The following is a 12,548-nucleotide window of genomic DNA, read 5'->3' as shown; positions in this document are numbered from 1 at the left end:
GGAGGTAGTCCATAGATATAATATGTGGCGTTGTCAATGATCTTCAAAAAATCCACCATGATGATCATTGAAAAACACTCCACCAAAAGACTAAAAAAACAGGATTAATCTCTGTGTTTAAAACGGTAAGATTCATTACCTGTTTCAAGAGTGTGGCAATGGTGCACTAACCTATCAAGTAATGCGTTTGTCATTTTTGTATCTGTAAATAATTTAGCCCATTCTGAAAACTCAAGGTTGGTCGTAATAATTAAGCTGGTTTGTTCATGAAGCTGACTGATAAAATGAAATAATAGTGTTCCTCCCCGCTGACTAAAAGGCAGATAACCTAATTCGTCTAAAATAACAATATCGTGCTTCTGCATCTGAGGCGTTAATTTATAATTTTTACTATCGCTGTCTAATTCCAGCTGATTCACTAACTCAAGTACATTCCAGAACCTGACCTTATGCCCCTGTGTTACCGCATGAAGCCCCAAAGCCGTGGCAAGATGTGTTTTTCCTGTGCCCGGACCACCGACAAAGAGGATATTCTTTTTTTGTTTTACATAATCACCAGACATTAATAAGTCAAGATGAGCCTGTTCCAGCGTGCTGTGGTTAAAATTAAAGTCACTGAAATGACGTTACTGAGGAAAGCGTGCACGCTTAATTCTTGCTTCTGTCTGATTTATTTTCCGCTGTGTAATTTCTGTGTTTAATAATTTCTCTAAAATCTCTAATGTCGGCCTTTTTCGTCTTATACCTTCAATAACAATATCATTAAATGCATCAGCCATTGTGCTGAGCTTTAATATTTTTAATGCGTCGAGATAGTCTTGTCTTTCCATTATGATTTCCTTACCAATAACTGATCAAAGTGATTTAAATTTGCCACTGGCGGACAAATTAAAGGAATATGTCTGGATTCGAGAACCGGAATTACTGGCTCAGTCAGCCGAAGAATAATATTGAGTACAGCCTCAACCGTCGGGATCCCCTGTTCTAACGCGATTTCGGCTGCCGTAATACCAATATCCTGACCAAAATCAGCAATCAAACTCAGTAATTTAACCATAGCTTTATCCCCCTTCGGCTGCGACATCAGGTGTTTCTGAAGTGTTTTAATACAATCAGGTAATGGCCAGTGCATAAAAGGTTCACCGTGGCGTAACGCTCCCGGTTTTTTCACTAACGCAGATAAATAATGATAGGGATTATAAGTACTCTGGTTTTTCAGGATAGACATGATCTGAATGTCGGTAAAACGTGCTTTCTTCATAGAATTCTCCCCGGTTCAGATTACGAGAAAATTCTACTTATGAACACACCGGTTTTTCGGGGGGATTACCGCACTATCCGGCGATGGAGAGTACAAATGCTGACTGACAAAAAAATTGAACAAGCAAAGAAAACCACACGGTACAGTTCCCGCAATGACATTCTTCATGAGCACAATGATTGTATTCGCATAGCTTATGAATGGCTGGATGCCCAAAAGAAGCTCAAAGGACCAACTACTAAAACTTATGCGTTAAAGGGGTTTCAAGCCCAATGGAACGAAAACGTACGGTAATAGCATAATACTATGATTTAAAATCATATAAATTCTTTATACTTGTGAACGGATTTTCGCTGATCCTATTACCTGATTTATTTACTCAAAAAAGCTGAAAGCCGTATAGTAACCGGTTTCGATGGTAAGAATTAACAAATTCACCGTTTTTTTACCTCTCAAATTTGCTCAAAAAATACACTTAGCGTACAGTTTCGTACCGTTGGGCTTCAGACCCCATGTAGCGCCATTCCTGTTACGCCGCCTGCTGGGAAAGTACCGGCGTTGCACAGATCTGACTGTCGAGCAGTAACTGTTCTGCTATTGTCTTACTTAGGTGATTTTTGCAGCAAGTTCGGTAATTCATTTTGAACCTGTTTCAGGTTGCGTACCCAAGGCTTATTTTTATAAAAAACCGTCGGCAGAGAGCGTAATGCTGATTTCGCGGATGATAAATTTGGGTAATCGCCATAAACCAATATATACCACCGCTGATTATTGCGAACAGTTTCATAAACTAAGTAGTTTGATAATTTATGACGCCGGGCTGAATGGTACAGGCCGTCCGGTGTTGCAGCACTGCCGAGCTGTAGTGTGTAGTGATACGCAGGAGCAGTACGCAGATCCCGGCCGGTGTTGTGTGATACCGGGCGTGAATTTTTGTTCTCTCTGCGGGGGAGCGTTTGGTTATCTGCTACAGAGAGACTGATAATACTATCCGGAATAACCGTTTCAGACGGATAAATGGTCACCGGTGGCTCCGGGGGAATCACCAGTGCCGTGCTTTCCTGTTCTGTTTTAACCGGCTGAATAATTGTAATGGTGATTTCATCTGGTACCGGCGGAACCGGTTTTACCACCGGTGCGGAGAGTACAGACCAGAGCTGCGGGATCTGTGTTTCCAGTGAATCTGCCAGATGACCTGATAACCGGGTAAACCGTGTTGTCTGAGCCAGAAAAGGCGGAATCACCGGAAGGGCTTCTGCTGCGGAGACAATCTGCTGCACAGCCGTAACAGCCATTTTTGCAGCGACGCTCTCCGGTAATTTTTCACAGCGGGCAATATCCGTCGGCTGAGTCAGTAATATATGCTCAGCAGGATTGTTCTCTGTTTCCTGATAAATATCGGCCAGTGCCTTCTGTGCCATTATATTAATGTCACCACCGGCAAGCGCGGATTTTCCTAGCCACCAGCGGGCGCAGGCGGTATTTTTGTCACCGCCTTCTCCGGTATAAAATAAAATCCCCAGATGATATTGCGCCAGCGGAAAATGCATGAGGGCGGAGCGGTGAATATGATAACGCCCTTTTTCTGCATCGGTGGGGACACCATCGCCGTTAATATACTGAACGCCGGTATCATGTATTTTCACGGCATTGTTATTAGCAGCACTGCAAAACATTGGTAGTGTAGCAAGGTACAATATCATTGCTATACAGCAAAGTCTGTAAGTATTAATAGAGAAAAAATATTCATGCATTGATATTAATCCCAACTGATAATCATTTTGGCTGAGCCAGTTGCTTTACCGGTTTTATATTCTCCTGTACTGCATAGAACCCAGTTGTATTTATTTGTCCCTGGTTTTAGCGATAATTTTTCAAGCCCACCGTTAGGGACAAAGTGAACAACACCTTTATATCCGTCATTTCTTCCGTTACATTGGCCATTGAGTGGGATATCAGTACCAATAAAGCCACGAACCTCCGCAGGTGCGTTATCCCCGTCAGACATAGTTAATGCCATTGTATCCGAGTATCGACCTTTTTTTCCCTGTATTTCAATATTAACAGGCGCATTGGATGTGTCGTTACAGGTAATAGTTAAATTACCGCTTTTATTTGTCATAGGATGAGAGTTAATTTCATTGGTAACATCAACCTGTGGGAATGTAATTGTGTTATCAGTACTGACAGTACATTCTCTCGGTGAAGTAACTCTCACAACAGATGAAAAAATTGGTACTACTATTCCCGGATAAGTAATATATGCATTTATATTGGTATCACTATTAATTATTGCCTGAGGACCGACGTACAAAATGACACTGCCATTTATTTGTTTCGTAACAAAAGCCTTATTAGTGGGTTGATATATGTTCATAAAGCCTCCCAGCTTATATGTTGAACATGATTTTGAATAATTTTGTTGGTTAATTTGGTCAGAGTATGGTGTCATAATCCAACTTCCTGAATAAGTTAAAACATCATTTCCAGCCACTCCGCCAATAGAACCATCAAAGCTAATGATTATATCATTATCATATTTTAGGCCAAAAACTTTATGGTCAGATGACCATCCACTCGGATCAATATTCTTATCGCACGAAATAGAAAGTCTAGACGTATCAACTTTAGATAATGTACCAAACCAGTTAACATCGTTATTATAATTACCGGATTTTGCATTTTCATTTATTATTATAGGGAACTTTTTCATTTCCCCAGGTGATATTAGTGTGATATTATCAGCATAAGAAAGATGCGATAATGATAATGTAATAAAAATATAATATTTAATTTTATTCATGTGTGAATAAAAATTTCTTTCTGATTTTAAAGTAGTGGTCATTTTGTTCATTCAATATTCTCTTTTTTTGATTTGTTGTTCGTATGGTATTATATGAGTTATTATAAACCTGCACTGTTACTTTTTTGCTATTTCCCTGATACAGTGGCAGCTGTTAATTTATTTCCCTTGCACATATATGTTACCTGTCGAACCGGTATATCGTCGCTGGTCGTAAGGTGGCGCAGATCGAAACTGACCTGACATTGTTGTACCTCTGTGTCTCCCCACTTCACCTGTAATTTCCCGGTTTCCGGCAGGCCGGTGAGATACACCTGACCGGCATCGCCGACAATGCCGCTGATCGCTTCGCCGGTATGGCTGTCGATCAGGGTGGCAATGGCACCGAACGGGACACTTTTGGCCTCCTGTTTCAGCGTCATTAATACCTGGTAGCCTACACGGGTGGCAAAATCTGCTTTCACCACGGCACCCTGAGTCGGATAAACGTTGACGTTGGACTGCACGAGGTCCACATTTTCCGGCAGTGTTGCCGGATCCAGCCCGATGCTGTTTTTGTTGTAATCAGACAAATAAGGTGCGACTGCATAGCCCCGGCTGTCAGTGACGGCACTGCCGCCGTTCACACTGACACCCTCAGCCCCCGGCGCACTGACCAGTGCCACGGAATCCCCCATTGAGCGGCTGAACGTTATCCCTTCCGGATGCACAAGCACGCCGCCGGAGGCATTCATATTCAGTGACTGAGTGGTATCACTGTAGCTGTAACCGGTGCTGATACTGACTTTGTCACCCTGCCAGCCGCTATTGAGGTTAGTATTGGCAACCTGATTTTTATTTCCCCAGCTTTGTGATGCACCGTAAGAGAACCGGCCATCCGCCAGGCTGCCGGTCAGACCGGTGTTGTTCTGTGTTCTGCCGGTATTGTCATGGGTGACCGAGTAGGTGGCGTACATGGGCTGCATATTCTGCCCGGAGCTGAACAGACTGAACGGCACGCTGACATTCAGGGATAACTGACGGTTTTCCGGCCAGTCATTGTTATTATCTTTGACCCGGTCGATGTTGTAGTTCACGGCGTAACTGATGCCTTTAATGCTGTTGCTGTAGCCCAGCGATAACCCGGTCAGTGTGCGGTCACTTCCCCAGTAGTCATCCCGGTTGGCGCGGAAATACAGGGAGCCGTACGGTCCCATCTGCTGACTGAGCTGTGTCTGAAAACTGGTGCGGCGGCGCTGCAATGTCCACGGGCTGACTCCCTCCTCAGGGCGGTATCCCTGACTGTTAAACTCACTGAAATTATAGAAATGTTCAGTTGAATAGCGCAGGGCTGTTAAATCCACCGAAGTACCTGTTGACATCATACTTTTCGAGTAACGGATACGGTATGACTGACCGGTTTTCCGTTCATCATTCTGATGGTTATCGCTGGTGAATTTTGCGGTTGAGTGAGTGATATCCGCAGATACCGCCCCGAAATCCCCGATCGAAATACCACTGCCCGCATTCAGTGCCTGATAATCTTTTGCCAGCAATGCACCGCCGAAGAGCGTGACATTATTGTGCAGGCCGTAAATCAGGGTGCCGGTGATAAAATCAGAACGGCGTGAGCGTGTGGTGATGTTGCCGTCATAGCGTCCGGCCGCCACCTCATATTTCCATCCGCCGGGGCGTAACATGACCGGCAGGGAAGAGTAAGGCACCACGAACTGACGCTCTGTGCCGTCTGCTTCTGTCACAGTGACATCATAGTCGCCGGATAGTCCTGCCTGCTGAATATCATTGATATAGAACGCACCCGGCGCGACATACGTTTCATAAATAATGTTACCGTTCTGACGAACGGTGATACGGGCGTTACTGTTTGCCACACCGCTGATTGCCGGAGCATAGCCGCGCATTGGGCCCGGCAGCATCTGCTCACTGGAACTGAGTTTCAGTCCGCGGAATGAAAATCCGTCAAACACATCACTGCCGGTACTGGTTTCGCCGAGTTGCACCGAGGAGCGCAGCGGGCGGATATCACGCATCAGATAGGTATTGGTAAATGCTGTCCGGTTCTGACTGCTTGCCGTTTCATTACGCCCGCCGCTGTATTCAAAACGGGTATGTGTGATGGTGCTGCGCAGACGCCACGGCCCGGCGTTGGCACCGGCGCGGACAGAGGCAAACAGGTTGTCGTTGTGTGTTTTCAGGGCACCGTCATAGCGGTTGGTTGTCCGGCCGGCACTGAGGTTATAGTTCATCATCAGTGCCGGAATGCCGTCATCCCATAATGCAGGATCGGCATTACGGCTGAGCATGGACTGCATTACAACCTGCGGAATACTGAGATCCAGGCGCAGACGCCCGAGCTCCAGACGTGCGGATGCATCCGGGATAAGCGCACTTAAGTCTGTCAGCGGTAAATCTTTCGGCAAATGTTTTAATTCAGGCACCTGCTGAACATTCACGCCCCAGGTTTCCAGCTGTGCAGGAGTCACTTCCGGTGCAATCTGCCCTTGTGTATTCTTAACAAAATTGAGCGTGTACTGCCCGGTATCCTGCTGGTTAACAAAAACAGAAACCGTATATTCACCTTCCGCCACACTGCCGGCCTGAGAAAATGCAGATAAATCAACATCTGAATTATCTCCGGCAATATTCAGAAAACCGGGGTCAAAATAGTCATCCGCCATCACCGGTGCTGTGGCCGCAAGCAGCAGCCATGCCAGCGGACGGTAACGGAAAAACGGGCGCTGTGATGTTATTTTATTCATATTATGAGGTATTTTCATAGACTTCCTCTGGCCTGCGGATGCAGGGCTCCTCCCGTTTAACCAGAAACGGGGTTCTTATCTGTTTTTATTGTTGTGTGTGGTCAGCCGGCAGGGCGGGTGACGGTTTCGCCGGGCCTTCCGTCATCTGTTATCAGCTGCCAGCGGAGATCACCGGCGGCACCGGCAGGTAACGGCCATGACTGTTCTGAAAAAGGCGCGACCATCCGGGCATTACGCAGATCGATATCTGTGTTTCCGGCTGACAGAGAACTGAAGGTGATATAAAACGGTGACGGATTTTTCACTGTCAGCGTATTACCGCTGCGCCGGAATACCGGCTGCTCCGCAAGTACTGCGTCATCCGCCGGCGGCAGACCGGCGGGGCGGTAAAACAGCTTCAGATTGTTCTGGGTGCTCATGATCAGACGGGTTTGCTCACCGGTTTCTGTTTGTGCCGGAATGGCATTCAGTGCCAGCGTAAAGACGGATTCCCGATCCTGCGGCAGTGTATTCCGGGTCAGGCGGATGCGCAGTGTCAGCGCGGTATCCGCTTCAAAACGGGTTAACGGCGGCAGTACAATAAAGGGTGTTTTTTCCGCTTCCCCTGTCTCATCTTCCGGTGTGCTGTCACCGTACGGCAGTACCCGTGACTGCAGCAGATACGGGCGTGGTGTATTATTAGTCAGTGTGTAAGTGATACCGTTACGGGCATCGCCCGGGTAGATAACCCGCGTATGACTGAGTGTGATCCCATCCTGTCCCTGTGACAGGTTTCCCGCCTGTGCGGCAGTAACAGCAAATAATAATGCGGCAGTATTCAGAAGGCAGCGGCAGATCATCATTATTCTCCTGAACTGACAGCGGCAGTGTGTATTTGTCCCATATCACCGTAATCGGTGATCACCGCCCACTGAACCTGTGATACCGCTCCTTCTGCCGGGAAAATCGCCGAAGAAAACGGGGCTATCATCGGATTGTTATCCTGCAGGCTGACATCTCTGCCATTAAATGACAGTGCGCCCAGTGTCAGGTAATAAGGGGTGGGGTTATTCACCGAGACACTGCGACCCTCACGGCGGAATGTCAGCTTTTCCTGTGCCTGTTCAAAAGAGGGGGACAGCCCGGCGGGACGGTAAAACAACTTAATCACATTGCGGATACCGACAGACACCTGTGCGCTGGTCATGTTATCTGGTGTCTCACCGTTTTTGCTGACAGAGGGGATGGCAAGAAAGCTCAGCCAGAAGACAGATTCTCTGTCCGCCGGTAATTGCGTGGTACCGTTACGGACAATCAGGGCCGTGCTCTGACTCTCTTTTTCCAGACGAAACATCGGCGGTGTCACCATAAACGGTGCGGCAGGTAATGCCGGATTATTTCCTTCCGGTGTATTCATCACCGCCGCTTTAATCAGATAAACCTGCTGACCGTTATTTTTGATAACAGCACCGGCATTTTTGTTGTCCGCATTAAAAATAATACGGGTTTGTGCCAGACGCAGGCCACCTTCAGCTGCCAGTGCAGCAGAGACGGGTGACAGCATAATAAATGCAGCCATCAGTAAAAATGTGCGGGGTAAAAGTAAATATTTCATAGCCGCTCCGGAGATCAGTTATATAAAAAGGTGAATGTCACAGTGGCTTTGAGCTCGCCACCCTGTAATCCTGTGCCCGGTGTACAGTCCCCGCAGGAGAGATAGCCTCTGAATTCCAGCGGACCGTTTAACGATGTTGCGTTATTCCCGCCCGCCGGCCAGTTTTTGGTACTGAGTGTCCCAGAGACGGCTGCATTGCTGTTGGCGTTAAATCGGGAGTTACCGTCTGTCATCAGGCGTACACCGTAACCTTTTGCGGTACTCGCTGCATCAGCAAATAATTTCACACCGTCACTGGTGGTAATGGTATTGCCGGTAACGTCGATTTTTGGGGCCATAAAATAGCCCTGACAACCGGCCAGTGTGATACTGAACTGGTGGTAGAGTTTATCACCAGCAATCGAGTCATCCGGAACCGGGTTACCATTGTTATAAGGCAACTGGGTCGGCGCTGTAATTTCACAGCTGCCGCCGTAAAAGGTGGCATTAAAATTAATCGACTGTGTGAGGCTGCCCGCCTCTGCTGTCTGAAAAGCCGCCGGAAGCAATCCTGCTGTCAGGGCTAATGCTTTGTACAGAGTATTTATTTTCATTGTTAACCCGTGGTTTCAGGAAAAACTGATGCGCAGCGGCTGTCAGTTATAAGCAAATTTAAAGGTGACATTGGCTTTCAGTTCACCGCCCTGAATATCTGCATCTGCTGCACAACTGCCGCAGCTGACAGCGGCGTTTAACGGAATGTCGCCGTTCAGCACGGATGCCATCGTGGTTGACCAGGTTTTATTGGCAGCCGCCAGCTTCAGGTCGGCGGCAAGGTTGGTACTGGCTTTAAAATTGCTGTTACCGGCAAAGGTCAGCAAAATACCGTAGCCTTTGGTGCTGCTGGTATTGGTCAGGAACAACGGCATACCGGAGGTGTTATCCACATCCCCTTCAAGGGTGATTTCCGGCGTCAGACCATAGCCTTTGCAGCCGGCCAGTCTCAGGTTGAAAGGTTCCGCCGGGCTGTTACCGGCAATAATATCTTCTGACGGGATCACTGCCCCTTTATTCACTGATACAGTGGCCGGAACGGTGATATCACAGGCTCCGCCGACAATGGTCGCTTTGAATTCGGTGGATGCGGAAGTGGCCGCCACCGCACCGTTTGCGGCTGTCATACTCATCATCACCGGCAGTAAAAAGGCAAAAACAGGTTTTCTGATAAATAACATAGTGTGAACCTTCAAAATTTACTGAAAAATAAGATTAAAAATCAGGGCTGCCGAAAACTCTCCCGGAGTTGCCGGGCCGTCCACCGGACCGACCAGTCCGACCAGGAATGTCTCCTCAGTCCGGAAATTGTTTTCCGCATTCAGCGGCGTCAGGGCGATTTGTTTACCCCGGGCAATTGCCTTACCGGTGTTATAAAAATCATTCAGGGAAGGTTGTGAACCGTCATACAGGCGCAGCATGAAACCGGCACTGTTGGGCGTGCCGTCAAGAAAAAGGGTATCTGCGCTGTAGGGGGTGTTGCCCTGTAATGTAATTTTCGGCGTCAGCTTTCCTGTTTTGTCCGTACAACTGAAAACGGCCTGTAACGGCTTGATTTCATGGGTTTTCAGTGCGCCCTGAAAATCCGTGGTGCGCTGAGGGGTGAACTGCAATACGGACGGAATGCTCATCCCGCAGCCGATATCATCCGTAATAACGGCGGAAAGCTCGGTTGTTCCGGCCCGGAGCGCCGGAGACAGGCAGTACAGTGCCAGGCACAGCCCCGGTAACCAGTTAACGGATCTGCCCATGAAAGACCTCCGAGCCCCCGTAATCATTAATTGCTTTCCATTCCACGCTGCCCTGATGTGGTGCGCCGGGATAGATATTGCTGCTCATCGGGGCGATCATGGTATTGCCTGCTTTAATATTCAGCGGGACTTTGCGTCCGCCGGCCGTCAGGGACTTCAGGGTGACGTGATACGGGGACGGGTTTGTGACCTGTAATCCGTTCCCGGCGGATGAAAACTGCAGTGACTGCATGGCCTGCTGTGGTTTCATTTTCAGCCCGGAAGGACGGTAAAATAATTTGATAATATTGCCGGATGAAACCTGTACGGTGCCGCCGATATGGTTTTCCTGCTGTGTATTGTTTTTTTCGCCCGCCGGTGTCGCCATGGCACGCAGATAAAATACCGATTCTTTGTCCTGCGGCAGTGCGGTATTTTTTTTCATAATCCGGACCTGATTGGTACTGCCGGGCTCAAGACGGAACAGTGACGGCGTGACGAGAAACGGGGTATCCGCCTGCTCACCGGCCGGTGTTTTCAGGATCTGTGCTTTGATCAGATACGGCGTCAGTGAGCCGGATGAACTGGTGATACCGACACTTTTGCCGGTTGTATCATCAGCCGCCAGAAAAATAATACGGGTGCTGTCGATGGCTATCCCGGCAACGGAGGTCGCGGAGAGCAATACCAGGCTGCTGACTGCGTGTCTGAGTAGGGTAAATTTTTCCATGCGTTTTCCGTCAGATAATTAATGGGATAAGGCAGCGCGGTGAAGCGCGCTGCCGTGGCTGACTGCTATCAGTCAACGATATAAGCAACCAGGATCGGCGCGCTGTAAGAACCGGCCGCCGGTGTGGCATTGGTGGTGGCCATACCGACTTTGAAGGTGTACTGTCCGCTGGTTTCTTCCCCAACCAAGGGAACAGCTGCGCCTTTGCCGTTAGTGACGGTCTTACCGCTGCTGTCCTGAATCATAAAACCGACAGTCTGGGTATCCTGAGCAACAAATACGCTCTGCTCATTGTTACCGACAGAAGTGATACCCTGGATAATCAAGTCACCGGCTTCACCTTTGGTACAACCGGTCAGGGTAACGGGCATATCAGCTTTTTGTGTGGTGATGGCATTGGCAGCAGTGAATCCGGCATCCTGACCGCCGACCTTGGTGTTGAACACACCAACATTCAGGAGAGATTTGCCACCGTTGATGGTCACATCACAGGTGGTATCCGTCAGAATGCCCTGTAACGTTACTTCTGCTGACGGTGCCGCCAATGCATTCATGCCGGTAGCAGACAGGCCGGCAATAAGGGCAGCGGAAAGTAATTTTGTTTTGAACGTCATATTGAATTCCTATCAAATAGTAATAAAAAAATAAAAGGGGATCGGTGACAAAATATTCATAAGTTATTCTTAATGAATAAAATGATATTATTGTCATCGTTTTTTGTTTAATTATATTGAAGTTTTTATACAACAAATATAATGCTACTGATATTTAGTTATATATATCAGTGGTTAAATAGAGTGCTATCCTCATTAAAGGATAATAACACTCAGTTCCTTTCTGAATACTGACAGCATATTTTTACTGTCAGTAAAGCCGCAATAAATATTTATCTGATACAGAAATTCGTCCAGTGACACATCCAGTGCAAATAATATCTCAATGAGCAGGGTCAGTGTCAGATGGTTGTTACCGCGCTCATAGCGGGAAATCTGCTGTTGACTTAATCCGGTTAAACAACCTAAGTCATAGCCTGATAAATTTTTTTCTTTCCGTAATGAACGAATAACAGCACCGGCTGCCTGATTAATGGCAGCAGAATTTTGTTTGTTATTAACGGGCATAAATAAGCGCCTTATAAACAGATTAATAATCTCACTCAGGTGTAATTATAATAAAAATAACTTAATTAGTATGCCGCTCCTGACCAATACAAATAACCTGTGTGGCGGCGATGCTTATTTTACTCACGGCAATTGTTAATGCAATAGTCGTAATGTGTGTAAAATGAGAATGGCAAAAATGTGAATGAACTGATCACATATTAGTGAAATAGTAAATAATCGTTACTATTCATGGGTTTTTATGCATCCCCCTATTATTGTCTGACTTTTTAATTTGAATTTAGCGGTTTATTATTCCAATACGACACTAAAAAAAATAAAAATACAGTTAAATGAACCAAAAAAAAATCAAATTCATGGATTTAAACAAAATTCTGATTTTGATATTCAAAACATGTCAACATGTAAATAATAAAGTTATATGATTGAATTAAATGACATTTTAAGTATGGTTATCGATAGTTAACATTTATTATGGATTTTATGTGAGTGTAGTGTGATCCTACCCACCAATAGT

At 46.7% G+C, this 12,548-nt stretch carries 13 protein-coding genes and 2 pseudogenes; 1 reads left to right on the top strand and 14 read right to left on the bottom strand.

Features of this window, described 5'->3' with window-relative positions; translation table 11 throughout:
• Positions 1-104: 104 nt before the first annotated feature.
• The 3 genes and pseudogenes from istB to U868_RS0121610 form a co-directional block, all read right to left on the bottom strand.
• Positions 105-611: pseudogene (istB, locus tag U868_RS23860) on the bottom strand (IS21-like element helper ATPase IstB); the annotation flags it as partial.
• 15 nt (positions 612-626) lie between these two features.
• Positions 627-830, bottom strand: a complete 204-nt coding sequence (locus U868_RS26215; protein WP_275886629.1) for a hypothetical protein — start codon at positions 828-830, stop codon at positions 627-629.
• A pseudogene (locus U868_RS0121610) lies at positions 830-1,225 on the bottom strand (IS21 family transposase); the annotation flags it as partial. The gene U868_RS26215 and the pseudogene U868_RS0121610, both read right to left, overlap by 1 nt.
• A gap of 132 nt (positions 1,226-1,357) precedes the next feature.
• Between U868_RS0121610 and U868_RS0121605 the strand changes: the two are divergent.
• The gene (locus U868_RS0121605) at positions 1,358-1,555 is read left to right on the top strand and encodes a hypothetical protein (protein WP_025155096.1); all 198 of its coding nucleotides are present in this window, start codon (positions 1,358-1,360) and stop codon (positions 1,553-1,555) included.
• 308 nt (positions 1,556-1,863) lie between these two features.
• Here U868_RS0121605 and U868_RS24230 read toward each other — a convergent pair whose 3' ends face one another.
• The 11 genes from U868_RS24230 to U868_RS0121550 form a co-directional block, all read right to left on the bottom strand.
• Positions 1,864-2,907 carry an SPOR domain-containing protein gene (locus tag U868_RS24230; protein WP_162817277.1) on the bottom strand — a complete coding sequence of 348 codons (1,044 nt, stop codon included), beginning with the start codon at positions 2,905-2,907 and terminating at the stop codon, positions 1,864-1,866.
• A 113-nt stretch (positions 2,908-3,020) separates the two neighbouring features.
• Positions 3,021-4,115, bottom strand: a complete 1,095-nt coding sequence (locus U868_RS0121595; protein WP_025155094.1) for a spore coat protein U domain-containing protein — start codon at positions 4,113-4,115, stop codon at positions 3,021-3,023.
• Between the two features lie 77 nt (positions 4,116-4,192).
• Positions 4,193-6,841, bottom strand: a complete 2,649-nt coding sequence (locus U868_RS0121590) for a fimbria/pilus outer membrane usher protein (protein ID WP_025155093.1) — start codon at positions 6,839-6,841, stop codon at positions 4,193-4,195.
• Positions 6,842-6,924: 83 nt separating this feature from the next.
• Complete coding sequence (locus tag U868_RS0121585; RefSeq protein WP_025155092.1) at positions 6,925-7,665, bottom strand: fimbrial biogenesis chaperone; 741 nt, start codon at positions 7,663-7,665, stop codon at positions 6,925-6,927.
• Positions 7,665-8,417 (bottom strand): fimbrial biogenesis chaperone, encoded by a 753-nt coding sequence (locus tag U868_RS0121580; protein WP_025155091.1) that lies wholly within the window; start codon positions 8,415-8,417, stop codon positions 7,665-7,667. Before U868_RS0121580 ends, U868_RS0121585 begins: the two co-directional genes overlap by 1 nt.
• A gap of 14 nt (positions 8,418-8,431) precedes the next feature.
• Positions 8,432-9,010, bottom strand: a complete 579-nt coding sequence (locus U868_RS0121575; RefSeq protein WP_025155090.1) for a fimbrial protein — start codon at positions 9,008-9,010, stop codon at positions 8,432-8,434.
• 42 nt (positions 9,011-9,052) lie between these two features.
• Entirely contained in the window at positions 9,053-9,631 is a 579-nt protein-coding gene (locus tag U868_RS0121570) for a fimbrial protein (protein ID WP_025155089.1), read from the bottom strand.
• 18 nt (positions 9,632-9,649) lie between these two features.
• Positions 9,650-10,201 (bottom strand): fimbrial protein, encoded by a 552-nt coding sequence (locus tag U868_RS23855; protein ID WP_025155088.1) that lies wholly within the window; start codon positions 10,199-10,201, stop codon positions 9,650-9,652.
• Complete coding sequence (locus tag U868_RS0121560; RefSeq protein WP_025155087.1) at positions 10,185-10,910, bottom strand: fimbrial biogenesis chaperone; 726 nt, start codon at positions 10,908-10,910, stop codon at positions 10,185-10,187. Before U868_RS0121560 ends, U868_RS23855 begins: the two co-directional genes overlap by 17 nt.
• Positions 10,911-10,978: 68 nt before the next feature.
• Complete coding sequence (locus tag U868_RS0121555) at positions 10,979-11,524, bottom strand: fimbrial protein (protein WP_025155086.1); 546 nt, start codon at positions 11,522-11,524, stop codon at positions 10,979-10,981.
• A gap of 195 nt (positions 11,525-11,719) precedes the next feature.
• Entirely contained in the window at positions 11,720-12,031 is a 312-nt protein-coding gene (locus U868_RS0121550; protein WP_051583097.1) for a helix-turn-helix domain-containing protein, read from the bottom strand.
• Between the last annotated feature and the right edge of the window lie 517 nt (positions 12,032-12,548).

Origin of the sequence: Morganella morganii H1r, assembly GCF_000633515.1 — a bacterium.
GTDB classification, from domain to species: Bacteria; Pseudomonadota; Gammaproteobacteria; order Enterobacterales; family Enterobacteriaceae; genus Morganella; species Morganella morganii_B.
This window is presented reverse-complemented; position numbering and strand designations above follow the sequence as displayed.